The 23,942-nt window shown below is 68.7% G+C and carries 20 protein-coding genes; 14 read left to right on the forward strand and 6 right to left on the reverse strand.

The features are described from left to right. Window positions 1-27 precede the first annotated feature (27 nt). A complete protein-coding gene (locus tag ACIA5D_RS46450) occupies window positions 28-2,061 on the forward strand; it encodes a response regulator (protein ID WP_396037097.1) in 2,034 nt (677 codons plus the stop codon). Window positions 2,062-2,134: 73 nt separating this feature from the next. Continuing rightward, window positions 2,135-2,335 carry a hypothetical protein gene (locus tag ACIA5D_RS46455; protein ID WP_396037098.1) on the forward strand — a complete coding sequence of 67 codons (201 nt, stop codon included), beginning with the start codon at window positions 2,135-2,137 and terminating at the stop codon, window positions 2,333-2,335. 199 nt (window positions 2,336-2,534) lie between these two features. On the opposite strand, the gene ACIA5D_RS46460 is transcribed toward ACIA5D_RS46455, so the two are convergent. Both ACIA5D_RS46460 and ACIA5D_RS46465 read right to left on the reverse strand, forming a co-directional pair. After that, window positions 2,535-2,693, reverse strand: coding sequence for a hypothetical protein (locus ACIA5D_RS46460; protein WP_396037099.1), 159 nt, complete (start codon window positions 2,691-2,693; stop codon window positions 2,535-2,537). Window positions 2,694-3,375: 682 nt separating this feature from the next. Next, entirely contained in the window at window positions 3,376-3,843 is a 468-nt protein-coding gene (locus ACIA5D_RS46465; RefSeq protein WP_396037100.1) for a hypothetical protein, read from the reverse strand. Window positions 3,844-4,687: 844 nt separating this feature from the next. Here ACIA5D_RS46465 and ACIA5D_RS46470 point away from each other — a divergent pair. Then, on the forward strand, window positions 4,688-5,197 hold the full coding sequence (locus ACIA5D_RS46470; RefSeq protein WP_396037101.1) for a hypothetical protein: 510 nt from the start codon (window positions 4,688-4,690) through the stop codon (window positions 5,195-5,197). 111 nt (window positions 5,198-5,308) lie between these two features. Here ACIA5D_RS46470 and ACIA5D_RS46475 read toward each other — a convergent pair whose 3' ends face one another. Further along, window positions 5,309-5,701, reverse strand: coding sequence for a DUF309 domain-containing protein (locus ACIA5D_RS46475; protein ID WP_396037136.1), 393 nt, complete (start codon window positions 5,699-5,701; stop codon window positions 5,309-5,311). A gap of 367 nt (window positions 5,702-6,068) precedes the next feature. On the opposite strand from ACIA5D_RS46475, the gene ACIA5D_RS46480 reads away from it, so the two are divergent. From ACIA5D_RS46480 to ACIA5D_RS46515, 8 genes are all read left to right on the forward strand, one after another. After that, window positions 6,069-6,467: a DUF308 domain-containing protein gene (locus ACIA5D_RS46480; RefSeq protein ID WP_396037102.1), complete on the forward strand. Its 399-nt coding sequence runs from the start codon at window positions 6,069-6,071 to the stop codon at window positions 6,465-6,467. 96 nt (window positions 6,468-6,563) lie between these two features. After that, on the forward strand, window positions 6,564-10,880 hold the full coding sequence (locus ACIA5D_RS46485) for a fibronectin type III domain-containing protein (protein WP_396037103.1): 4,317 nt from the start codon (window positions 6,564-6,566) through the stop codon (window positions 10,878-10,880). Then, a complete protein-coding gene (locus ACIA5D_RS46490; protein ID WP_396037104.1) occupies window positions 10,873-11,271 on the forward strand; it encodes a hypothetical protein in 399 nt (132 codons plus the stop codon). Before ACIA5D_RS46485 ends, ACIA5D_RS46490 begins: the two co-directional genes overlap by 8 nt. A gap of 565 nt (window positions 11,272-11,836) precedes the next feature. After that, on the forward strand, window positions 11,837-12,265 hold the full coding sequence (locus ACIA5D_RS46495) for a YbaB/EbfC family DNA-binding protein (protein WP_396037105.1): 429 nt from the start codon (window positions 11,837-11,839) through the stop codon (window positions 12,263-12,265). Beyond that, window positions 12,262-12,588, forward strand: coding sequence for a hypothetical protein (locus tag ACIA5D_RS46500; protein WP_396037106.1), 327 nt, complete (start codon window positions 12,262-12,264; stop codon window positions 12,586-12,588). Before ACIA5D_RS46495 ends, ACIA5D_RS46500 begins: the two co-directional genes overlap by 4 nt. Before the next feature lie 3 nt (window positions 12,589-12,591). Then, entirely contained in the window at window positions 12,592-13,086 is a 495-nt protein-coding gene (locus ACIA5D_RS46505) for a hypothetical protein (RefSeq protein ID WP_396037107.1), read from the forward strand. A 6-nt stretch (window positions 13,087-13,092) separates the two neighbouring features. Next, window positions 13,093-13,587 (forward strand): EndoU domain-containing protein, encoded by a 495-nt coding sequence (locus ACIA5D_RS46510; protein ID WP_396037108.1) that lies wholly within the window; start codon window positions 13,093-13,095, stop codon window positions 13,585-13,587. Window positions 13,588-13,620: 33 nt separating this feature from the next. Next, complete coding sequence (locus ACIA5D_RS46515) at window positions 13,621-14,049, forward strand: hypothetical protein (protein WP_396037109.1); 429 nt, start codon at window positions 13,621-13,623, stop codon at window positions 14,047-14,049. Window positions 14,050-14,717: 668 nt separating this feature from the next. Here ACIA5D_RS46515 and ACIA5D_RS46520 read toward each other — a convergent pair. Next, entirely contained in the window at window positions 14,718-17,630 is a 2,913-nt protein-coding gene (locus ACIA5D_RS46520; RefSeq protein ID WP_396037110.1) for a M4 family metallopeptidase, read from the reverse strand. 234 nt (window positions 17,631-17,864) lie between these two features. Here ACIA5D_RS46520 and ACIA5D_RS46525 point away from each other — a divergent pair, with 234 nt between their 5' ends. The 3 genes from ACIA5D_RS46525 to ACIA5D_RS46535 all read left to right on the forward strand — a co-directional run bounded on the left by ACIA5D_RS46525 (window position 17,865) and on the right by ACIA5D_RS46535 (window position 22,462). Further along, window positions 17,865-18,899, forward strand: a complete 1,035-nt coding sequence (locus tag ACIA5D_RS46525) for a LuxR C-terminal-related transcriptional regulator (RefSeq protein WP_396037111.1) — start codon at window positions 17,865-17,867, stop codon at window positions 18,897-18,899. 109 nt (window positions 18,900-19,008) lie between these two features. After that, window positions 19,009-21,126, forward strand: coding sequence for a S8 family serine peptidase (locus ACIA5D_RS46530; RefSeq protein WP_396037112.1), 2,118 nt, complete (start codon window positions 19,009-19,011; stop codon window positions 21,124-21,126). A gap of 367 nt (window positions 21,127-21,493) precedes the next feature. Continuing rightward, a complete protein-coding gene (locus tag ACIA5D_RS46535; protein ID WP_396037113.1) occupies window positions 21,494-22,462 on the forward strand; it encodes an aldo/keto reductase in 969 nt (322 codons plus the stop codon). Between the two features lie 152 nt (window positions 22,463-22,614). Here ACIA5D_RS46535 and ACIA5D_RS46540 read toward each other — a convergent pair whose 3' ends face one another. Continuing rightward, window positions 22,615-23,484 carry a helix-turn-helix transcriptional regulator gene (locus ACIA5D_RS46540; RefSeq protein ID WP_396037114.1) on the reverse strand — a complete coding sequence of 290 codons (870 nt, stop codon included), beginning with the start codon at window positions 23,482-23,484 and terminating at the stop codon, window positions 22,615-22,617. A gap of 152 nt (window positions 23,485-23,636) precedes the next feature. Beyond that, window positions 23,637-23,837 (reverse strand): hypothetical protein, encoded by a 201-nt coding sequence (locus tag ACIA5D_RS46545; RefSeq protein ID WP_396037115.1) that lies wholly within the window; start codon window positions 23,835-23,837, stop codon window positions 23,637-23,639. Window positions 23,838-23,942 lie beyond the last annotated feature (105 nt).

Consider the following 23,942-nt stretch of genomic DNA (forward strand, 5'->3'; position numbering starts at 1 on the left):
CGTAAGACGACGAGCGAGGTGAGCGCCATGCCCGACAGCGATCCAGCCGCGCTGCGAGTCCTGCTGGTCGAGGACGACGAGGACGACGTCCTGCTGTGCCGTGACGCGATCGCTCACGGCTCCGTGCGCTGCCGTCTCGAGGTCGCAGACACCCTGCAGACCGCCATCCAGCACCTTGAGCGCGACGGCGCCGACGTCGCGCTCGTCGACCTTTCCCTGCCCGACGCCCAGGACCTGCAGGCCGTCACTGTCCTCACCGAACGCTTCGACGGGCTGCCCATCGTGGTCCTTACCGGACTGCACGACGAGGAGACCGCCGCGCGGGCCCTGCACGCCGGGGCGGAGGACTATCTGGTCAAAGGCGCCACCAGCGACGCGATCGGGCGCGCCATGCGATACGCCATCGAACGCAAACGGGTCGAGGAGAACCGGCGGGCCAGGCAGGCCGCCGAAATGGCGAAACACCGCGCCGAACAGACCGCCCGCGAACTCGAACACAACTACCGCCAACTGTTCGACAGCAACCCATACCCGATGTTCGTCTTCGACACCGAAGCCCTCGGCTTCCTCGAGGTCAACGACGCCGCGGCGAGCTACTACGGGTACCCTCGGCCCGACCTGCTCGCGCTGGACATCACCCGGCTGTGCCTGCCCGAGGACGTGGCTATGCTCACCGAGGCGATCGCCGATGCCGGCGCCGTCGACCGCTGGGGCCCGCTGCGTCACGTCAAGCGGGACGGTACCGTCGTGGAGGTCAACCTCACCTCGCATGCGCTGTCGTTCAACGGCCGGCCCGCTCGCTGCGCGGTCATCGAGGACATCACAGAGAAGGAACATCTCGAACGCCGCCTGCGTCAGTCCCAACGGCTGGAAAGCTTGGGACAACTCGCCGGGGGCGTCGCGCACGACTTCAACAACCTGCTGAACATCATCATCGGGTACGCCACAATGTGCGTACGCGACCTCGAGGACGCCGGGCAGGACGATCCCCGCTGGCTTCCGATGCGCGACGACCTGCAGCAGATCGTGCGGGCCGGTGACCGGGCCACCAACCTGACCCGCCAACTGTTGTCGTTCGCGCGAGCCGAAGTCAGCCCGCGCCAGATCATCGACCTCAACGCGGTGGTCCATGGCATGGAGGAGCTGCTACGCCGGACCATCGGCGAGGACATCGACCTCATCACGCGCCCGGCCGACGAGGTGTGGCCGGTTCGGGCCGACCCGGGCCAGATCGAGCAGGTCCTGCTCAACCTAGTGGTGAACGCCCGCGACGCGATGCCGACGGGAGGCACCATCACGGTGCAGGTCGACGCGTTCATGGCCGACGAGTACTACGCTGCATACCACCCCGGGGTCGACGTCGGTCGACACATGCGGCTCCGAGTGACCGACACCGGTACCGGCATGAGCCAGACCACCATTGACCGCGCCTTTGAACCGTTCTTCACGACCAAGCCCAAAGGACAAGGTACGGGCCTGGGGCTGGCAACCATCTACGGCATCGTCACCCAGACCGGCGGGCACGCACAGATCACCTCCGAGGTCGGCATGGGCACCACGTTCACCGCGTCGTTCCCGGTCACCGAGCAGACCGTGGACGAACAGGCGCAGACGCCGCCCGACGCCCGAGATCCGGACCCTCCACACCGGCCCAGGGAAACGATCCTGCTGGCCGAGGACGAGGACAGCCTGCGTCTGCTGACCCACCGCATTCTGACCCGGCACGGGTACACCGTCATCGCCGCCTGCAACGGCCAGGAGGCGCTCGAGCTCGCCTCCCAGCACGCCGCGAGCATCGATCTCGTGCTCACCGACGTGATCATGCCGCAGATGAACGGGCATGACCTGGCCTGCCGCCTGCAGGCCGCCCACCCCGGCCTACCGGTGATCTACATGTCCGGCTACGCCGAACCCATGCTCGCCTCCCGCAGCACCTTGCCGGCCGGCGTCAACCTGCTCAGCAAACCGATCAGCGAACACCAGATCCTCGCCGCGCTCCGGCGCGAACTCGACACCCGTCGCCACGGCACGCGCCAATCCGCACCCGGACCGGCGAACTGACCGGCACGGACGGGGCCATCTACCACGCAACAGAGCCGCCTGGCCGTGGGGCTGCTCGACACGGCATGATCCAATGGTATTCGTGAATCCGCAGCGTTTGGTTGCCGTAGTCCTGTTTCTGGCCGCCTTCCTCGTGCTGGCCGCTTCCCGTGCCTTTCCCTTCCTGAACGACATCCCAGGCGTCGTTCAGACAGCTATCGTCCTCCTCGGAGTGGTATGCGCCCTGGCCGGCGTCTATCTGTGGCTTCGCAAGTCGCCCGACTCCAAGGCGTAGGCCAACCGGCGCTGGCACGCGCTGCCTGCAAATCTCGATACACGGACCTGCCGCCGATAAATGCGCGAAGGCTGTAATCCGCAGCGAGGACACACCGACGGGTCGGCTGTGGCATCCTCCGGGAGTTCGGCGACCGCGGGTTGAGGAAGCTCGGCTTCGCCCGCATCGCCGCCCTTCATCCTCGGCCGGCGGATCAACTTCACTGCAGCTGGCCCGGTTTCGCCAGGATGCGTTCGAGGGGGAGCAGGTTGGTGCCGAATGTTGGGCCCCGGAACGCGGCCTCGAGCGCGCTTGGATCATGTCGCTGAGCTGCATAAATACGGTCGGAGTGCAGGTCAATCTCGATGGCCGGATACATCCCAAACCTGCTCCCCACGGGGACGCCTGTCCGTAGCGGTTGACCTGCCCAATTAGGCATTCGGCGGTGATCCGCTGTGGCCCGTAGGCGCCGTCGTACGAGGCCCCGTACCGTCAAGACCCGTACGGCCAGCCCGGTCCGTTGCCTCACGCGTGGCCGGTCGTTCGTGTTGAGCAGCGTGAGGTCCGGCAGTACCAGACGCGCGGGCTTCGCCGACGCTGCCTTGGCCCGACGAGCGCTACGTACAGTCATGATGATCGCGTTCATCGCCGACCGGGGTCTTTACGGATTTGCCGAATTGAGTGCGCCGTTCAAGCGTGGCATCGCCTTCATATGTCCGGCAATGGGCTTCGCGCTACACCATTCCAGTCCACACGAACATAGCTCGGCAAGATTACACGAACGCAAAATACAGCCAGTCCAGGAAATGGCAGTGGCGCACAATCGCCGTACAACTGATTGTCAAGTATCTAATAGACGTTAGCAATTCGGTGGAAGCACTTTAAAATGTGGGCGGCGCATCCACACCGCATCGAGGAGTTGGTCTGGCGCGCATGACGCGACCACTCTGCCAGGACGTCCCGCAGCGCGACTCACTCGACGGACAAAGCCGCCCGCCCCAGGTCACCCCAACCTCCCCGAGCAAGGGCCCCTTGGCCCGAGCGGGACCGCCGGCCCTGGCTCAGCTCGGATCGGGCGGCACGTCGGCGAGACGCCATCCGCGCGTCACCTCAGGATCGGCGGGCACGTCCGGCCCCAGGTCGAACCCGATCCCCTCCCCGGTGCGCCACCGCAGATCGTCCGGATAAGGCGGCGGCGCGTCGAACCGTTCGATGTACGCCGCCCACCGCCGGGCCACCACGTCCGCGTCCGCGCGAGGCATGGGCCGGCTGCGCCGCATCCGCATCTCGACGTTGAACGGAACCGTCACGTAGCAGATCACCGGCCACCGGTTGGTGACCGCCCGCCACGGCAGCACAACGATGGTCGCCAGCAGGCAGAACAGGGCGGAGTACGGATTCGAGTTGTATCCGGGCGGCGCGGACGGCCACCACGACTCGTAGCGAGCAGGCCGCCAGGCGAGCCACTGCCGCCCAACCCGCCACATCACCCACTCGCCCCGAGCTCGGGACACAACCAGCACGTCCATATCGTCCTCCCACCCCGCAACCCCGCACGTTTCGCACCGCAGGATCGCGGCAGGTTCAGCAGATCGCAGACCGTGCGGTGGCTCGTCCAACAAGATCGAGGGCCTCCTGTTCGCCGGACCGGTGGCGAACGGCAGCAACGTGTAGAACCGTCCGAGCATCCGAGTGCACTGACCACTCGATCCCTCGCGGCTTGCGCATGGCTACCTGGCGTGCGGCTAACCGTGATTGGTCAGGTCGCTACCGGTTCTCTGGGCGCCGCTCCGGACGTGGACTGACAGAGGCGGATGGGCATCCTCCGGCTCCACACTCGTCATCGGGATCGAACGGATCGTGCTCGAACTCATAGTGGAAGCAGACGTAGTGCATCCCTTCGAACACCTCGTATTGGTCACGGGAGACGACCACTGGCCTGTTGCACCGCCGACAATTCGGCGCCGGCTCGTCCTCGCCCATTGTTCGATCCTCGCACGGGATTCGTTCCAGCCGAGGCAACTTACTGTCATGCCGCAGATAATGCTCACGGCTTCATGATCTTGATCGTGAAGTTACTCACCGTGACTCCGGTCGATCTCGCACTCATGATCTTGTCGGGAGGCGCGGTATCGAACCGCCGCGATGGCCACTGATGGCCCCTGAACTGGGAAGATTCGGGTTCCTATTCTGCCACGTATGGTCCACCAGTGTTAGCGCAGGTCAAGACTGGTCAAGGCTCGTTACCAGTTCGCTGTTAACGAGCCTTTCGCGTTGCGGCCCTTACGCTGGGTGCCGCCGCTCGGTCTCTTGGCCTTGCTGACAGCCAGAAGGCGGCGACAATGAGGCTAGGTACAGGTACAGGGAGGCCGCATGGCGGACGCAGGTTCGGCCGGCGCGTGGTTCGCGTTGGCCGGCGCGCTTGGCGGCGTGGCCCTAACCGGCGCGGTCGGCCTTGGAACTGCCGCGCTAACCCATCGGTGGAACGAGCAGGCGCGTTCCCGCGCGGCCCACGAGGAAGAGGCGCGGGCAATGCGGAATCAGCGCCGCGAAGCCTGTCACCATTACCTGGTCGCGACGAATTCGTTTTACCAGGCCGTCGATCAGATGTATCGGAAGGCACTTCGCAGAGAGCAGTTCGATCCTCGTGAGCACACACGCACCGCAATCACTGCGCTGCAGGACGCTTACGTCTACCTCACCATCAGCACCGGCGCCGCGGTCAGACAACTCGCGCGCACCTACAACATGGTCCTGTACGATCTTGAGATAGCTGCCCGCGCAGCAGAGGAAGCTACCTGGTCGCAACTCGAGCCGAAGACGCATCTCGCGCGCGACGAGTTGCGGGCGGCCATGCGCGCTGAGCTCGGAATCGTGGACTGACACCCCTCCCACGAGCAGACCCAATTGGCAGGACTCGGAGGCCGACGGGCGGCCCCTGACTTCCACGGATCGTTGCGGGTTGTTCGGCTTGGCCGGCGGTTGCGCCGCGCGTCATCCGATCAACCGCGGTGTCAGCTGATCCTCGGGAACCTCACCGGTGTGCTGCTCGATCCGCCCGGCCAACGCGCGGGCCCAGGTCGTCAGGGCGGCAACCGCGACACCGTAGGGCGCGGCGGCGGCGTACGGCTCGATGCGGTCGGCTGCTCGCGTGAGCAGCCGGATCGCTCCGGTGTCGTTGCCTCGCCGGACGTGGGTGATACCGACCGCCAACTGGGCGAGGCCTTTCCACAGCTCGCGCGTATCGTCGTTGCAGGCCTTCCACGCGCCTTCAAGCACCTCGTGAGCGTGGAATGGACGGCCGGCCGCCAGCAGACGCTCTGCTTCCCTGAGCGATTCCGCAGGGGACAGGGCGATGTCTTCGGGCGTTGTCGACACGCCCACCATGCCTCGCGGCAAGGGGCGCCCGAGCCCGTCACGCGGGCGGGCGTTGCGGGCCCGACCGGCCGAATCGCGATCACGGGGTACACGGCCGCCGTCCTCCGCCGGAGTCGGCGCACGAGACATCATGACCCCATAATGCCGCTCCGGCCGCGGCTCCTGGCTTCCGACCCGGTTCGCCGCCGCCCATGCACCAGCCCGAGCACCAGTCACGCTCCGTCGATGACCCTGCGGGTACTGTGACCTAAACTGCCGATGACAACGCATCTGATCTTGGCCATGTGCCCAGGGTCATTGCGTTGTCGGATAGCTGCTGGTCACGGCCGTAATCAGGTCGTGTGAGCGGCGGTTGGCCTGGCGGGTGGAGCGGGCGATGTTGGTGGCGCCGGTGGTGCGGTGCCAGCCGATCGCGGTGTTACGCAGGGTCGCGATAACGGCAGGGCCGTTGCCGGTCCGGGCTTGGTGCAGATCTTCACGGAAAGTCACGTCGCGGACGTGGTGGAGGCGGCTGGTCGGCCTGGTCGGCGCGCTGTCGGTCGCCGCCGGCCTGCTGATCCTGTTCCGCCCGGCCGCCGGTGCGGTGGCGCTGGCGTGGATCATCGGCGTGTACGCCATCGTCGCCGGCGTGCTGATGCTCGCCGCGACCTGGCAGCTCAGCCACTCGCCGATGGGCCGAGGCACCGGCCGCCCGGCCGCCGCGGGCATCCGACCCCACGCGAGGAGGAGCGTCGGTCAGCCGAACGTGCAAAACCGGGACCTGGCACTGTCCTGAATCTTGCTCACGGGTCCGGCGCGGATCACAGTGTGGGGACACTGCACCCTCCTCACACCGTGTGGGGGCTCGCCCTCGTCGGACACAGGAGCAGGCATGCGGTCGTTGTCCCGGAAGCTGGCGATTGGCGCGGTATGCGTGGGGTTGACCGCCGCCGGCGTGACGGCCGGCACGCCCAGCTACGCCGCTGCCACGCCCAGCTTCGTCCAGCAGGCAACGGCGCACGGGCTCGGTAGCACCCGCGCCGTCACGCTGCCGTCCAACACGGTCGCCGGCAACCGCCTCATCGTCGAGGTCGGGGTGTGGAACTCGAAGAGCGCCACGATCAGCACGGTCACCGACAACGCCGGCGACACGTTCATCAAGCTGCTCAGCTACACCGCGGCCGACCACACGGAGATGAGCGTGTGGACCGCCGTCGTGGCGACGGGCGGCACGAAGCCCACCATCACGGCCAAGCCCACGTCGTCGGCCGATGTGGGGGTACTGGCGTTGGAGTACTCGGGACTGTCCACCGTCACCGACGCGACGGTGCTGGACCAGCAGGCCCACGCCGCCGGTACCACCTCGAGTGCGGGCAGCGTCAGCTCGGGAACCACGGGCGCCACGAGCGCCGACGGTGAGCTGGCGCTCGGGCTCTACGCCGACTCGGGCTTCGGCGCCTCCCTGACCGCCGGCAGCGGGTTCTCCCAGCGGGCCAACCTGTCACCGACCAGCGACATGGAGCTGCTGGCCGAGGACAAGGTGGTGTCGGTCGGCTCGACCGTCTCGGCGACGGTCGGCACCGGCGCCAACACCACCTGGCTGATGGCGGTGCTCGTGCTGCGCGCGGGCAGCGGCTCCGGCAACCCGCCCACCGCGCCGTCGGCACCCAGCGGGGTGACCGCCACCGCGGGCGGCGGCGTTGCCACGGTCACCTGGAACGCGCCCGCCAACGGCGGCAGCCCGATCACCGGCTACACCGTCACGCCGTACGTGGGAACGACGGCGCAGGCCACCAAGACCGTCACCGGCAACCCGCCGGCGACGACCGCGACGGTGTCCGGGCTGACCAACGGCACCGCCTACACGTTCACGGTCACCGCCACCAACGCGGTCGGCAGCGGGCCCGCCTCGGCGGCCTCCAACGCGGTCACCCCCGGCTCCTCACCCGGCGGCTCCTGGTCGAGCCTGCAGACCTGGCCGATCGTCGCGCTGTCCAACACGCTGCTCTACAACGGCAACGTGGTCGCCTGGGACGGCTGGCAGCAGCCGCAGCCGTCGGTCATCTGGAACCCATCGACGCCGGACACGTTCACCACCGTCAACGCGCCGACGAGCGTCTTCTGCGACGGCGGGGCTACCCTGCCCGACGGCCGGGTGCTCGTCGTCGGCGGCTACGGCGGCCTGACCACCGGCAAGATCGGCATTGTCGACACGAACATCTTCGACCCGGCCACCAACAGCTGGTCGCGCGTCGCCGACATGCACTTCCCGCGCTGGTACCCGACGGTGACCGAACTGGCCGACGGCCGGTACGTGGCGCTCAGCGGCAACGACACCACGGCGACACACTGGGCCGAGACGCCCGAGGTGTACGACCCGTCGACCAACACCTGGACCCTGCTGTCCAACGTGTCCACCCCGCAGATCCACGAGACCGAGTACCCGTTCTCCTACCTTCTGCCCAGCGGGAAGATCTTCGCGATCGGGCCGGACGAGGACAACTCGTTCCTGCTCGACGTCAACGCGCAGACCTGGACCCAGATCGGCGGGACCAGCGGCGTCCACAATGGATCGTCGGTGATGTACCGGCCGGGAAAGGTGCTCTACACCGGCGGCGGCGCCAACGTCAATGCGGCGGGGCCGGCGTTCAACACGGCCGCCACCATCGACCTCACCTCGGCCAGCCCGACCTGGACGGCGGCGGCGCCGATGAGCTCGGCCCGCGTGTATCACACGCTGACGATGCTGGCCGACGGCAAGGTGCTCGCGGTCGGCGGCAACACCGACACCAACCAGGGCATCGTCACCTCGGGCGTGCTGTCGACCGAGATCTGGGACCCGGCCACGCAGGCGTGGACGACCGGCGCCTCGATGGCGGCGGCCCGCAACTACCACTCGACCGCGCTGCTCATGCCGGACGGCCGGGTGCTCGTCGCGGGCGGCGGCCACCCGTACGGGCAGGGTGACGCGGGACAGTACTCGGCGCAGTACTACTCCCCGCCGTACCTGTCCAACGGAGCGCGGCCGACGATCAACTCGGCGTCGGCGGGCGCGTCCTACGGCGGCAGCATCACGGTGTCGACCCCCGACGCGGCAAGCATCAGCTCGGTGAACCTCGTCTCGCTGGGCGCCGATACCCACCAGATGGACATGAACCAGCACTTCGTGCCGCTGAGCTTCACCGCCAACGGCTCCACGCTGTCGGTGCAGGCGCCGGCCAGTTCGGCGCTCGCGCCGCCCGGCTACTACATGCTGTTCATCGTCAACGACAAGGGCGTGCCGTCGGTCGCCTCGATGGTGCAGATGTCCCAGACGCCGACCGCGCCCGCCGCGCTGACCGGGGTGAGCGCCACGGCCGGCGACGGGTTCACGACGGTGCGGTGGACCGCGCCGCCGAACAGCGGGAGTCCGGTCACCGGATACACCGTCACGCCGTACGTCGGCACTACCGCGCAGACCCCGATGACGGTGACCGGCAACCCGCCGGCCACGACCGCGACCGTGACCGGGCTGACCAACGGCACCACGTACACCTTCAAGGTGGCGGCGACGAACGCGATCGGGACGTCGCCCGCCTCGGCCGCTTCCAACGCGGTGACGCCGGGCACGGTGGCCACCCCGACGTTCGTGCAGCAGACCGGCGCCCAGGGTACGGCCGGCACGCTGTCGGTCACCCTGCCGGCGAACCTCGGCTCGGGCAACCGGCTCGTCGTCGAGGTCGGCACGTGGAGCGGCACCGGCGCGACCACCAGCGGGGTGACCGACTCGGCCGGAGACCCGTTCACCGAAGTGGCGCACTGGAAGGCCAGCGACAACACCGAGCTGAGCGTCTGGACCGCGCCGATCACCGGCGGGGGAGGGCAGGCACCGGTCATCACCGCCCGCGCGTCCGGCACCGCCGATGTCGGCGTCGTCGCAATGGAGTACAGGGGACTGTCCGCTGTGGCCGATGCCAGCGTGGTCGATGTCGCGGCCACCAACTCGGGCACCACGTCGGGTGCCGCGACGGTTCAGTCAGGCGCGACCGCGGCCACCGCGACCGGCAACGAGCTGGCGATCGGCTTCTACGGCGACTCGGGCTTCAACCACCCGCTCACCGCCGGCAGCGGCTGGACCGTGCGCGGCAACGTCTCACCCAACGGCAACATGGACCTGCTCACCGAGGACCAGGTCGTCGCGGCCGGCGCCAAGCCTAACGCGGCGGTCGGCGCCGGGGCGAGCACGAACTGGCTGCTCGGCACGCTCGTGTTCAAGCCGGGCACGGCCGGACTGCCGACCGCCCCGGCCGCGCCGAGCGGGGTGACCGCCACCGCCGGCAACACTTCGGCGACCGTGAGCTGGTCGGCACCGGCCAACGGGGGCAGCGCCATCACGTCCTACACGATGACGCCCTACATCGGCAGCACCGCGCAGACCCCGGTGACGGTGACGGCGCCGACGGCGACCGTGACCGGGCTGACCAACGGCACCGCGTACACCTTCAAGGTGTCGGCGACGAACGCGGTCGGTACCTCACCGGACTCCGCCGCCTCCAACCCGGTGACCCCGACGAACGTGACCGCGCCGGCCTTCGTCCAGCAGGTATCGGCCCAGGGCGCCGGCAAGACCAGCCTGGGCGTCACCCTGCCGGCCAACGCGACGACCAACAACCGGCTGGTCGTCGAGGTCGGCGTGTGGAGTTCCGGGTCGGCGACGGTCAGCACGGTCACCGACAGCGTCGGTGACGTCTTCACGAAGCTCACCTCGTTCACCGCGTCCGACCACTCGCAGGTCAGCGTGTGGACCGCCGTGGTGGCGACCGGTGGCGCCAAGCCCACCATTACGGCGAAGGTCAGCGCGTCGGCCGACGTCGGGATCGCGGTGGCCGAGTACTCCGGCCTGTCGACCGCCTCGGGCGCCGGCGCCGTCGACCAGCAGGCGACCGGCACCGGCACCACCACCAGCCAGCAAGTGGTGAAGTCGGCCGCCACCCCGGCCGTCACCGGCGACGGCGAGCTGGCGATCGGGCTCTACGCCGACTCGGGCTTCGGCAATACGTTGACCGGGGACTCGGGCTACACGACGCGGGTGAACCTGTCCCCGAACGGCAACATGGACATGCTCGTCGAGGACACCGTGGTCGGCGCCGGCGGCACCCCGGCGGCCAGCGCGACCACGGGCGCGTCGACGGTCTGGCTGATGGCGACGGTGGTGTTCAAGCATGCCTAGGCTTCCGGCCCGTCTCACCCCGCTGTTGGCCGAGATCCCGGTCCTCGTGGCGGTCGGGGTGCTCGCGGTGGTGCTGACGCCGGCCAGCACTCCGGTCGGCCCGCAGCGCGTGACCGCCCGCGTCGCCTCCTGCGACCTGCAGAACGCGGGCTCGGCCAACGTCACCTACACGGTCGTCAACGGCGACCGCGTGGAGCACGCCTACAAGGTGGAGCTCACGGTGGCCGCGGCCGGCAGCCCGCTCGGCGCCGGCGTCGGCCTGGTCAACCGGGTCGCACCCGGCGCCACGGTGACGGGCCGCGCCCTGATCGTCGTGCGCGCCAACCCCCCGGACGCCGCGTGCACGCTGAGCGCGACCGCCCACGACGGCCACGCCGGCCACGGATCGTAGCCCCGCCGCGTTCCGGGCGAACCCGTTCCGGAAACTCGGCCTCCGGCTGATGCTGTCGCCGGAGTGCTATCGGCCGCGTCGCGCATGTTGCTGATGGTGATCGGCAACGCGGAAGGCGCGCTCGCCCCGCTGACCCTCACCGTGATCTATGGCCGACCGTTGCTGGGCGGACGTAGCGGTCGATCACGTCCGGGCAGGCGACGACGCGCATCCCGAGCTGCAGGCGGCGTTCCGTGAGATCTACGAGCGGGCACGGCAAAGACGACGCGACCTGGACGAGGCCTTCGCGGGCCGGCTACAGGCCTGGGCCACCGCGGGGCCGGGCAACGACGGCGGCCCGAACTTCGGCGGCACCCGCCGTGTCGCCGGACTACGCCGGGCCGAGGTCGCGATGCTCGCCCGGCTCCTCCGTCGCTCAGCGGGTCACCGTCCTCACCGAGATTCGTCGAAGCAGCCAGCCAGGCCTTGCACCTCTCCATTCACATGGATGACGTCGACCTTGTTGGACAGGCTTCGATATGGTTTCGGTCTGGGGGAGACTGCCTGCACGAGGAGGCTGTTGGAGATGACCAGCCCTATCGATCCGACCGGCCTGGGCGGCACTCTGGCCGACGTGGTGGCCGCGCTCGGCCGGGCTCAGGCACCCTCCGGCGATCAGAGCGAGCAGGAACCGACCATCGGTAGGGGCGAGGCCGCCGACGGCCGGGTCCGGGTCCGGGCGGTGCTGCCCGGGCGGATCGAGAACCTCGAGCTGGATCCCTCGGTGCTGCGGCTGAGCGGCGAGGAATTCGCACGAGCGATCGAGTCGGCCGTCAACATGGCGCTCGCCGACCTGCAGGGACGGGCCGTGGCCACCGCTGGCGCGGCCGACCTCGGCGCGCTGACCGACCAGCTCAAGGACATCCAGTTCAACGCCGAGCGCCAGTTCACGAAGCTGACCGTGTCATTGGTCGAAGCGCAGGAGCAGCTTACCCGCCGGGCCGGTGACCGATGAATGGCTTTACGATCGATCCTGAGCGGCTCTCGGCGTCCGGATCGGCCCTGCAGAGCGTCGCCTCGCGGCTCTCCTCCGAGCTCGTGTCGTTCCAGTCCGAGCTGGCCGGGTTCGGCGCGCCCTGGGGAAGTGATGACATCGGCTCGCTGATCGGCGCCGCCCACGACGAGGTGTCGTCGTGGGCGTTCGAGTGCTACCAGGACGCCCTGGACGAGATGGCCGCGGCCGGAGCCGACGTGGTGGACATTAGTGCGCAATACACCGACGTGGACGAAAACGTCGGCCGCCGGCTCCACGGGCTACTTACCGAGTTGGGGAACTGACGGGTGGGCATGGAGATCCCGGGGGAACTCCGGTCGCTGCTTGGCATCCTCGGTTACCACTGGCCGGAGGCTGACGAGACGGCGCTGTTGGAGATGGGCAAGGCGTGGATTTCGTTCTCCGCCCGGCTCGAGGCCATCGTGTCGGACGCGACGTCGACCGCCACCGAGGTGTGGACGCAACACGAGGGGGAGGCCGTCGCCGCGTTTCAGGACTGGTGGACCAGAGAGGACAGCCCGGCCAAGACGCTCCTGGACGGCGCGAACGCGGCTACACTGACCGGCACCGGCCTGATGATCTGCGGCGGGATCGTGCTCGCCCTCAAGGCAGCGGTCATCGCCCAGCTCGCCATCCTGGCGGTGGAGATCGCGCAGGCGGTGGCCACGGCGGCACCCACGTTCGGTGCGAGCCTGCTCGAGATTCCGATTTTCCAGCAGCTGACCCGGACGATCGTCGGGAACCTCGTGCAGGACGCCATCCTCCAACTGCTCGACGGCTGACTGGACATGGCGAAGGGCTCCGGACGGCTCATGCGGGCCGCGCTGCGGTTCCTCCGCAAGACGCGCAAGCGCGCCCGCCCGGACCGAATGAATCCGCACTTCACGACCCACACCATCGGCGGCGGCCACGCGCGGCCGGGCCAGCCCAAAGGCTCCGGTTATCACTACCGCCCGGGCGGCGAGGATTTCCCCGACCGCCGGCTCGTGCCCGGCTCGGAGGTTACCTACCCGAATGGCGTGTACGAGGCGGAGCCCGAGTTCTTCGACCCGACCCTGAACCCGCCGGCCGGCGCCTGGAAGCCGAAAGCCGGCAACGGCGGCGTCAGCACATTCTTCCCCGACGACTGGACGCCGGCGCAGGTGGACAACGCGGTGTCCGGTGCTTTCATGAACTCCACGCCGCTCCCCGGCAACATGTGGGCCGGTACCTACAATGGCGTCACGATAAGAGGCTTCTACAACCAGGCCGGTGGCTTCACGCACGGCTGGCCCGTTCCTTAGCGCATCGAGAGGCTCGCGGTGGGTGTTATCAGCTTGGGGATCGATCCCATGTACGGCCTGCCCGTGTACCAGGTCGAGGACCAGCGGTACGACCTGCTGGGTCAGTGGCTGACCGCTGACCTCGACAGGTACTTTCTGGCCACCCTGGACGCGCTGGCGATGGTCGATGACGTGGCTCGCGGCGAGCCGCCGTTCGAGGAATGGAGCAGCGAGAACTACGCCGTGTCGTTCACGCCGTCGGCGCTGCTGATCACCAACCTGTGGGTGCCCGGTGCCGAGGGGGAGTTCCCGGCCGACGTCGCTCGGGCGGCGATCGAGGACTACTGGCGTTTCCTGGTCGCTCAGCCGGAACGACCAGCCGTCCGGGAGTACCGCCCCGACCTCCCGAAATGGCAGGCCGACCTGCTCCGGTGGGAGGAGAAGTGGGGCCGCACCCATCCATACCGGGGGCGGCTCTTCTAACGGTTTCAGCCGTGAGGCGTCGGCCGACGCGGCCGGCCCGCTACAGCGGCTTGTCGGTCTCCTTCGTCACTGCGCGGACCTGGTCGGGATCCGGCTTCCGGCTCGCGACGCGGACTTGATTGGCCGTGGTAACCCATTGCAACGCGACCTCCTGGGGGTCAAGGGGTCGCGGGTTCAAATCCTGTCAGCCCGACTTGGTGAAAGGCCAGCTCAGCTGGCCTTTTCCATTTCCCGCCGTGAATGCTTCCCGATCACCACGACACGCATTTTTGTCCGAACGCGCGTACGGTTTACGACGTTGTTGTTGATCGCGTCCGTCCGGCTGGCCTGTGGGGAATTGCGGTGTCGGGTCGCCGCGTGAGCATCGCGGTTCCCGAAGGCGGCGTTGAGCAGGTATTTCTTTCCGCGGTCTGGCTGGGCTTCGGCGTGCGGCCGCGACCTTGAGTATCGTAATTGTTGGATGTCCACTCTGGATGATCGTGATACATCGGTGACACGAACGCCCGTACGGTGATCTTGCCCGAGTGTCGCGCTCGACCGGCGGATCTGCTGGAGCGCACTTCAAATTCAAAGGAATTGCGATCGGTGGGTGAGTGACCCGGCGTGCTGGGGCCTTCGATGAGTGGGTCCCAGCACGCCACCGTCTATCGCGTCTTCCTAGCGGGATCTCAGTTGCAGGACTTGGCTCCTGACGCGTGCGCCAGGCCGAAGCCGGACGCTGACGAGTCCATGAAGACCACCTCGCGCCCCACCGCTGCCGTCGCGTACATCTGGGCGCCCGGGCTGCATGACGCCGGGCCGATGTACCTCCCCTGGAAGGTGTACTGCTTGAGCTTCGGGTTGAGTGAGTTGTCCGGGTAGCCGCCGGTTTCGAGCCAGGCCTTCACCGGTGCCTCCTCGGTGATGGAGAGGGTCGTGTCGGACAAAGCGACGGTGTCGGCGCGGACCGCCTGTGGCGAGTTCTCCTCGAAGAGCAGGTGGCTGGTGCGGGTGGCGAAGTCGAAGAGCCGCACCGAGTCGTAGTACGCCCCCTGGCTCCACTCGCCGTTGACAATGGTGCCGTAGTCGCGGTCGACCATCCACGCGACGCCGGTGCCGGACAGGTCCGGATAGCTCATCCGCTCGGCGCCGGCATCGCCGCCGGCGTAGGTCGTCCTCCCGGTCTTGAGGTCGTACACTTCGACGGCCAGCGACCAATATTGGCCGTTGGCGTCGGGCTGCGTGTAGATCTCGTACCGGACATAGGAGATCTTCCCGGCTTTGACGCTCGGTGCCGTCGCGGGCCCGAACCAGTCGGGATGCGTGAGGGTGTGCACGGTCGGCGAGTTGCCTCGCAGGTAGCGAACGACGTCAAGGTATCCCTGCGTCGGATCGTTCTGGCTCCACGTGACGACGTCGCCGTCGAAGCCCAGGCCGTCGATGCGTTCCGGGGAGCTGTAGAGCTCCTTGACGGGGCCGCCGCCGATAGGCGCCGACAGGATGCGGTTGGTCTCCCAGGTCGGCGAGTCGGGGTCCGTCGCGATCGACAGCCACACGACCCGCTTGCCATCGGTGTGCGGGAAGCTGTGAGTGCTCCCGTCGTCAGGGGAGATCCGGTACGGCGTGCCCTTGCCGTTGGTGCGGCCGACCCAGATCGAGGTCGGCTGGGTACGGTTCGCGTCCGTCCGCGGTACGGCGAACCATCCGCCCGCCACGCTCGCCTTCATGTCGGCGTACATGCCGGTGTTGAGTCTGTCGATCAGCACGTCGGTGCCCTTGCCGTACAGGTTCGCCTCCCATTTCGCGGTGATCCCGCGGGAGTCGAACGCCGTTTGCACCACCTTGAGGTCTTTCTTGCTCAGGCGGAACGACCTGGCCGAGGCGAGTACGGCGTCGCGCGCGTCGACGAAGTCGGACATGGGCGTCAGGTAGTCGGTGAGGGCGCGATAGATGATCTTGTCGGCGACCGCCTTGCCGAGCGCCTGACGCAGGTCCCACAGCGCACCGGACACGATCGTCGAGTTGAGGTGCACCCCGCCGTCGTCCATCGACGGGATGTCGATGAGGTGCTGGAAGTCGGCCGTGGTGGCGCCGTCGTCGAGGTCGCGCAGGGCGCACTGGGCGGGCGCCAGGTTACGGCAGAGGTCGCCGCCGAGCAGGCTCGCCTGCGGGTCGGACATCGAGGTGCCCGACGCGTCGACGTCGATGGCGTTGCCGAAGTAGTCGGCGATCGCCTCGTTGAGCGCGCCCGGCTGTCCGGCGTAGACGAGGCTCGCGGTGTGTTCCACCACGCCGTGCGTCATCTCATGGCCCACGACGTCCGGGTCCGCGGCCAGCGGCAGATACTCGTCGTCGCCGCTGCCGTACACCATGCGGGTGCCGTCCCAGTACGCGTTGACGAACGGGGTGCCGCCGTACGTGATCCCGACGATCGAGTTGATCGGCAGGCCGGCGTCGTCCAGGCTGTTGCGCCCGAGCTTCGCCTGGTACCACTCGAACACCTGCGCGGCGTCCCAGGCGGCGTCCACGGCGCCGGCGTCGGTCAGGTCGGCGCCGAGCTTGGTCGACGGCGACGCGAACGGCGTCAGGCCCTCGGGCCACTGGCCGTCGAGCAGGTTGTAGTAGTCCCAGCCCCGGCCGTCCCAGGTGGTGATCGGCACCGTCGCGCCGCTCGGCTGGCGGTGGGTTTCGTCCTTCATGAGGTAGGAGCCGGTGTCGGACTTGACGAGCGGGAGCGACACGGAGGCGCCGTGCAGGGTGGTGCCCTGGCCGGCGACCGCCGCCGTCCCGTTGCCCGCGGGGCGCGGCTTCGTCGTGGCCGGCGGCGCGGCGGCGGTGCCCTCGGCGGCCAGGGCGGCGGCCTGCTGGCCGGCGGCGAAGGACTTGATCCGGCTGACGCTGAGGAGCGGCACCCCGTTCGTCGCGCCCAGGTACACGTCGCGGAGCACGGGCTGGCCGGTCGCGGTGTCCTTGCCCTTGACGAGCACGCGCCGGGCGAGCACACCGGTGCCGGTCGGCATGACCAGGAGTCCCTGGTCAGTGCCGACAAGGTCGGCCGCGCCGGTACGCGAGGCCACGACCGCTGCGCCGGGGTGCAGGCTCTTGCGTACGTCTTCGACCGCTCGGGAAACGGCGACCGCGGCCGGGATCGGGGTGACGGTCGTGTCGACGTCCAGGTTCGTGAAGTAGGTGCCCGACGTTCCGGTCACCGTGCGCTTGCCGGCTGCCTTCTCCGTACGCACGACGTACTGGGCGCCGAACACGGGCAGGCCCTTGTACCTTTGGTCCAGGCGGACCGTCTCCCGTTCGCCTTCCGTCTCGACGCTCGCGGTGGTGAGCGTGCCGGCCGGATCGCCGATCTTGTAGCGGTCCTTGTGGGCGGCGAGGTGAGCTTTGGCGGCCTTGTCCGGTGCGACTGTGGCGTCGACCGGGTCGGCCACATCGTCCACCAGCGCGGGGGTGTCCGTGGCCGGCGCCACAGTAGCCGGGACGGACTCGTCCGACGGCGGCGGCGTCGCCGCGTTCGCGGGCTGGACGGTGGTTCCGAGGATGGCGGCCACCGCCAGAACGGCGATTGCGGGTAGTGCCTTGGGTCTACGCAACTGTTGCTCCTGCGAGGTTGTGGACAGGTTCCAGCCACCGGCCGGCTGGTTCCGCGCCGGTTCGCCCACCTCACCCCGGTGCCGGCGTTCGCCACAAGGACGACCTTGTGCACTTGCGCAAGTGCGCAGGATCGTCCACGGCGGACGGACGGGCTCTTACAGGTTCGTAATCCCCGATTCATCGGAGCGAGAGGCGCTCCGAGCATGCTCAGGCCGGAGGGGTGCAAGAAACGTATGGACGCAACGGACATACCGTGGTCGGCAACTGGTCTTGATCCGCTGTCCGGCCGGGTGTTGGAGCACCTGATGGCCGTACGATCGGCGGACCGCGACGAGGTGGCGTCCGCGGCCGGGGTGCCGCCCGCAGAGGCGGAACAAGCGCTGCGGCTCCTCACCGACTTGGCACTGGCGTCGCGGATCGGTGGTGCGGTGCCGCGATGGGCGGCCGCGCCGCCGCGACCGTCGCTCGGTGCCCTCCTGGCCCGGCGGCGGGCCGAACTTGCCCAGGTCGAGGCTCTCGCGGAGCGGCTCTTCGAAGTGCACGAAGCGGTCTCCGGGCCACGCGCCGCGGACGTGGTGGAGGTGCTGAAGAGCGAGGACGAGGTGCCCGCGCGCTATCGCCAGTTGCTCATGGGAAGCACGTTTGAAGTGCTACATCTGGCAAAGCCGCCGTACGTGACGAGTGCGTCGGCTGAGGCGGTGGGAGTGACGCCCGGCGTGCGGATGCGATCGGTGTACGAGACGGACGGTTTCACCGACGCGGTGTCGCTCACGACGGCTCTGCGGGGGACCGGCCAGGGCGGCAAGCTGCGGCTCACCTCGCAGATCCCGGTGAAGCTGGTGATTTTCGACCGGGCGGCCGCTCTGCTGCCGATCTGGGGAGAACGCCCGTCGGCGGGTTCGGTGGTGGTGCACTCGCCCGCGATGGTGACGGCGCTCGTGGCACTGTTCGAGAGCGTGTGGCAGCGCGCCGAGCCGGTGTCGCTGACGAGGCGGCACGACCTGGCTGACGCGGACGACGGCTTGCCGGCTTCGGGGCGAGACCTGCGAACCCGGGAAATCCTGCGCATGATGGCGGTCGGCATGAAGGACGAGACGATCGCCCGGATCCTCAACGTCAGTCGCCGTACGGTTCAGCAGCACATCAGCGATGCCGGCGCCGTGCTCGGTGCCCGGACTCGCTTCCAGATGGCCGTGCTGGCGGCGAAGCAAGGGTGGCTGAGCGACCAGGACGACACCGCGCAGCAGCCGGCGCCGGGTTCCAGGTAGGACAGCGAACCCTTCTCACCCGAACGCGACTCAAGGACACTATCAGGATCATCTAAATAGTAATGTGTCGATGTCTTGGCCCCGTTCTCAACACCCATGAGGAGCCGGAATGCCGACCAGGAAACAGATGCTCGTGGTGGCGCTGACCCCCATCGTGGCGCTGGGCGTCGCTGCGCAACCCGCGGCGGCCCACCCGCACCGACCGCAACCGATCGTGACCTATGACGGGGACCCGGGCCGACCCGTCGACCCAGCGAGCTGGCGTACCCCCGAATTCGTCTCGGACACCGGGCTGGTGTCGATGGGAGCCGAGTTCGCCTATGCGGCCGGCTATGCCGGCGCGGGCGAGAACATCGGCCTGGTCGACTCGGGCTTCTTCAACGGTCACCCGGTCGAGCAGCAGAACCGGTACTTCTCGGTGGTTGCCGAAGGCGGGCAGACCGGCCCGACGCCGGGCTACTACGACCCGGCGTTCAACGACACGCACGGCACCCATGTCAGCGGCACCGTCGGCGCCGCCCGGGACGGGGTCGGCCAGGAGCAGCCGCAGGGCACGGCGGCCAACATGCACGGCGTCGCGTTCAACGCCAACGTGTACATGGGCAACACGCACAAGACCGACGCCGTGCTCTACGGGCAGCTGCCGCCGGGCGCGACTGCGGAGCAGACGCCGGACAACGCCTACCTGGCCAATGTCTACCGGGCCGTCAACCGGGCCCGCACCACCAACGGCAAGCGGATCCGGATCGTCAGCAGCAGCTGGGGCAGTGCGCCCGCCATCGAGAGCTACAACACGTACGAGGGTCTGCTCGCGGCCTGGCGCAACCTGGCCCTGCCCGAGGGGGTGCCCGACTCCAACGGCACGACCAGCCACTGGATCAACGGGCCGTTCGACGTCGCCCGTACCGGCACGATCATCGGTTTCAGCGCCGGCAACGGCGGCGTGGCCAACCCGACCCCGCGCGGCGCCGCCACCTACTTCAAGCCCGAGCTGGAGGGCAGCTGGTTCACCACCTCAGGGACCAACGACAACGTGGGGCGCACGTTCAACCCGGACGGCTCGGTGCTGGTTCCCGGTCAGCAGCGGTTCAACCAGTGCGGCGTGGCCAAGTGGGCCTGCGTCACCGCGCCCAGCACGCTGATCAACAGCACCACCGTGGAGCTGGTCGACGGCGTCCCGCAACCCCGTTACGCCCGCTTCTCCGGTACGTCGATGGCGGCGCCGCACTCGGCCGGCGCGCTCGCGCTGATCATGCAGCGGTTCCCGTACCTGACCAACGAGCAGGCGCTGTACACGATGTACACGACCGGCCGGCAGAACAGCACCACCAACGACGCGGCCGGCGTGCAGATCCCCAACCCCACGGCCGGGCAGATCGTGCAGGTGCCGGATGCGCGCAACGGGTGGGGCACGCCCAGCCTGCGCGAGGCGCTCAACGGGCCGGGCCAGCTGTTCGGTGCGTTCGACGTGAACACCCGCAGCGCCGGTGACGTCTGGTCCAACGACATCTCCGACGTCGCGATCCGGGCTCGCGAGCTGGAGGACGACGCCGAGGCCGCCGCGTGGCAGGCGACCAAACAGGCCAAGGGCTGGACGAGCGGGCTGCCGGCCGACGCGACCGACGCCGACCGGGCCGACTATGCGATCGGCACGGCAAGGGAAAAGGCCAGGAAGATCCGGGTGTACGCCGGGAGCCTGACCAAGCGTGGCGGGGGCACCCTGTTCCTGACCGGCGACGACACCTGGACCGGGAAGACCACCGTGCTCGGCGGCAAGCTGTCGGTGGCCGGCACGCATGCGAGCGCGGTCCGGGTCCGCGGCGGGGTCCTCGGTGGCACCGGCACGGTGGCCGGTGACGTCGAGGTCACCGGCGGCGAGCTGCGCCCGGGTGTCGCGGCCGGCGAGTCGGCCACGGTCCCGGCGGGCACTACGCTGAGCGCCGGCGGCGGGGTGCGCCTGGGCGGCGCGAGTCGTTACGCGGTCACGATCAAAGGCACGAGCGACTACACGCGCGTACGGGCGAATGGCGCTCTTGAGCTCGACGGCCGGCTCAGCCTGGACGTGCGCGGCCCGCTGACCCGCGGCGCCGTGCTGACCATCCTCTCCGGATCGTCGGTCCGCGGCACCTTCGACGGCCTCCCCGAGGGCAAGCTGCTGGCCTCGGGCGGCCACCTGCTCCGCGTGTCGTATCGGAGTCACAGCGTGACCCTGACCGTGATCCGATAGTCCAGGACGAGGGTGCCGCCGCGGCGGCACCCTCGTCGGCCGACTCCCCGCGTACGGTGGCGACGTTCGACTGGACCGGGCAGTTCATCGCCGTGCTCGGTCTCGCGGCCCTCACCTATGGGGTCATCGAGCTGCGGTGTTGGCTTTGAGCGTCTGCTCGGGCACCAGTCGTCTTTGACCTTGGGACCCAGGAGCTTTCGGCCGTTTCTTGTGTCCGCCGGTTTCGGACCCACCCGGCCTCCGCGGCTCGGGGTCGGGGTGGGGATCTGCCGGTGACGGCCGGTTTCGCGTGCGAGGCTGGGCGGTGTGATCGCGGCGTGCCGACGGTGCGCCTAGGGTCGTGCTGCCTAGTTTGGGAGGTCTTGCGGTGGAGTACACACGGCTCGGTCGGACCGGGCTGCGGGTAAGTCGCATCGGGCTGGGGTGCATGAGCTACGGCCAGGCCGCGGCCGGCATGCACCAGTGGACCCTGGACGAGGACGCCGCGGCGCCGTTCTTCCGGCAGGCTGTCGAGTTGGGTGTGACGTTCTGGGATACCGCGAACGTCTACCAGGGCGGCACCTCGGAGCAGTTCGTCGGCAGGGCGATCACCCGGTTCTCCCGGCGCGAGGAGATCGTGCTGGCCACCAAGGTCAGCGGGAAGGTGCACGACGGACCGGGTGGCAGTGGTTTGTCCCGCAAGGCGATCCTGGAGCAGGCAGATGCCTCGCTGCGCCGGCTGGGCACCGACTACATCGACCTCTACTACATCCACCGCTTCGACCCCGAGACGCCGGTCGAGGAGACCATGCAGGCCCTCGACGACCTGGTCCGGGCGGGCAAGGTCCGCTATCTCGGTGCGTCGTCGATGTGGGCCTGGCAGTTCGCGAAGGCGCAGCACGCCGCCGTGGTGAACGGGTGGACGACGTTCGCGGCGATGCAGGACCAGTACAACGTGCTCAAACGCGAGGAAGAGCGGGACATGATCCCGATGTGCCTCGATCAGGGCGTCGGCCTGACCCCGTACTCACCGCTGGCGAAAGGCCGGGCCGCCCGCCCGTGGGGTCAGCAGACGACCCGGTCGTCGTCGGACAACGTGGCCAAGGCGTTCGACCGCGACGTCGACGAGCCGGTGGTGAACGCGATCCAGAAGGTCGCCGAGGTTCGCGGCGTCGCGATGGCCCCGGTGGCGCTGGCCTGGGTGCTGTCCAAGCCCGTCGTTTCCTGCCCGATCGTCGGAGCAACCAAGCCGCACCACCTGCAGGACGCCGTCGCCGCCCTCGAACTCAGTCTCACCGAGGCTGAGATCGCCGCACTGGAGGCCCCGTACCTGCCTCAGGACAACTACTGGTGGTGATCATCGCCCGATGACCGGATCCGGGGGTGGAACCCGATGACCAGGGATTTGTTTCGCGGTTCGGGTCCCACCTCGATGGGGTGAATTTGATCGACCTTGCCGGTTTCGCCGAACTCTCGGCCGGTTGCGGTGTTCCAGGTCGTGAAGTTGGCTTACTGATCTGCCGGGGTAGTCGCCACGGTGGTGACGGCCCAACTGGCCAGCAGGCGCAGCGCGTCGTGGGTGGCGGTGCCGGCTTCGGCGCTGTAGGCGGTCAGGGTCAGGCCGGGGTCGGCGGGCAGTGGCATGGCTTCGAAGGCGAGGTCGAGCCGGCCGATGGCGGGATGGTGGAAATGTTTGACGCCGGTGTGGTGCAGGCGCACGTTGTGCGCGGCCCAGCGGGTGCGGAAGTCGTCGCTACGGGTGGCGAGCTCGCCGATCAGGTCGGTGAGGTCCTTGTTGTACGGGTCGCGGCCGGCTTCGGTGCGTAGCAGGTTGACGGTGGTGTCCGCGGCGTCGCCCCAGTCGGGGTAGAACTCCTCCGCCGTGGGGTTGAGGAAACAGTATCGGGCCAGGTTGGCCGGCCGAACGTGCGAGACGAACGCGGGCGAATACAGGGCCTGGCCGAGGGGGTTGATCGCGAGGATGTCGAGGCGGCCGTTGCGGACGAAGGCGGGGGCGTCGGTCATGGCGTCGAGCAGGCTTTGCACGCCCGGCCGGATCTGCTGTTTGACCGGCCGGCGCCGGGCCCGGGGACTCGTGTTGGCGGCGCGGGCCAGGTCATGCAGGTGGGAGCGTTCGGCGTCGTCGAGTTGCAGGGCGCGGGCGATGGCGTCCAGGACACTGTCGGAGACTCCGGAGAGGTTGCCCCGTTCGAGGCGGGTGTAGTAGTCGGGGCTGACGCCGGCGAGCATCGCGACCTCGGCTCGGCGTAGTCCGGCGACACGGCGGGTGCCGCCGAAGTTCGGGAGCCCGGCCCGTTCGGGGGTGATCTTGGCCCGCCGAGTAGCCAGGAACTCGCGTACGTCGCCCTGGTTGTCCATGCTCGCCACGGTACGGGGGCCGGCTGGCGGCAGAGGGGTTCTGTCATTACCTGCTAAGCCGAGCCCCCCACCGGCCGCGGCTAGCGGGTTTCATGGATGACGTAACCCCTGGCCGGTAAACGTTTCTGCTGGTCAGCTGCTTGTTGCGCGGTTTAGGGAGCAGGTATCTCATCGCAATAGCATCCGAAGCGGTCGAGCGCCCGGCGGCGGGCGGGCAGCTCGCCCTGCTCGGCCTGCACCCCGGCGACCCCGTCGTCCGGCTGCTGCCTGGTCTGCTGCTCGAGGGCGCCGCGAACGGCGTCCTGAACGCCGCGCTGGGCCGGCAGGCCGTTTCCACCGTACCGGTCGAGCAAGCCGCGATGGGCAGCGGCGCGAACAACACCGCCCGCTACGTAGGCTCGGCGATCGGACTGGCACTGGTCGCGATCATCGTGACCCGCGGAGGTCACGACCCGGCG

Origin of the sequence: Actinoplanes sp. NPDC051513 (assembly GCF_044454685.1) — a bacterium.
Classification (GTDB): domain Bacteria; phylum Actinomycetota; class Actinomycetes; order Mycobacteriales; family Micromonosporaceae; genus Actinoplanes.

Coding starts and splice junctions, on each gene's coding strand:
- ACIA5D_RS46450 (WP_396037097.1), top strand. CDS start 28: ATGCCCGACAGCGATCCAGCCGCGCTGCGAGTCCTGCTGGTCGAGGAC.
- ACIA5D_RS46455 (WP_396037098.1), top strand. CDS start 2,135: ATGGTATTCGTGAATCCGCAGCGTTTGGTTGCCGTAGTCCTGTTTCTG.
- ACIA5D_RS46460 (WP_396037099.1), bottom strand. CDS start 2,693: ATGTATCCGGCCATCGAGATTGACCTGCACTCCGACCGTATTTATGCA.
- ACIA5D_RS46465 (WP_396037100.1), bottom strand. CDS start 3,843: ATGGACGTGCTGGTTGTGTCCCGAGCTCGGGGCGAGTGGGTGATGTGG.
- ACIA5D_RS46470 (WP_396037101.1), top strand. CDS start 4,688: ATGGCGGACGCAGGTTCGGCCGGCGCGTGGTTCGCGTTGGCCGGCGCG.
- ACIA5D_RS46475 (WP_396037136.1), bottom strand. CDS start 5,701: ATGGTGGGCGTGTCGACAACGCCCGAAGACATCGCCCTGTCCCCTGCG.
- ACIA5D_RS46480 (WP_396037102.1), top strand. CDS start 6,069: ATGTTGGTGGCGCCGGTGGTGCGGTGCCAGCCGATCGCGGTGTTACGC.
- ACIA5D_RS46485 (WP_396037103.1), top strand. CDS start 6,564: ATGCGGTCGTTGTCCCGGAAGCTGGCGATTGGCGCGGTATGCGTGGGG.
- ACIA5D_RS46490 (WP_396037104.1), top strand. CDS start 10,873: ATGCCTAGGCTTCCGGCCCGTCTCACCCCGCTGTTGGCCGAGATCCCG.
- ACIA5D_RS46495 (WP_396037105.1), top strand. CDS start 11,837: ATGACCAGCCCTATCGATCCGACCGGCCTGGGCGGCACTCTGGCCGAC.
- ACIA5D_RS46500 (WP_396037106.1), top strand. CDS start 12,262: ATGAATGGCTTTACGATCGATCCTGAGCGGCTCTCGGCGTCCGGATCG.
- ACIA5D_RS46510 (WP_396037108.1), top strand. CDS start 13,093: ATGGCGAAGGGCTCCGGACGGCTCATGCGGGCCGCGCTGCGGTTCCTC.
- ACIA5D_RS46525 (WP_396037111.1), top strand. CDS start 17,865: ATGGACGCAACGGACATACCGTGGTCGGCAACTGGTCTTGATCCGCTG.
- ACIA5D_RS46530 (WP_396037112.1), top strand. CDS start 19,009: ATGCCGACCAGGAAACAGATGCTCGTGGTGGCGCTGACCCCCATCGTG.
- ACIA5D_RS46540 (WP_396037114.1), bottom strand. CDS start 23,484: ATGGACAACCAGGGCGACGTACGCGAGTTCCTGGCTACTCGGCGGGCC.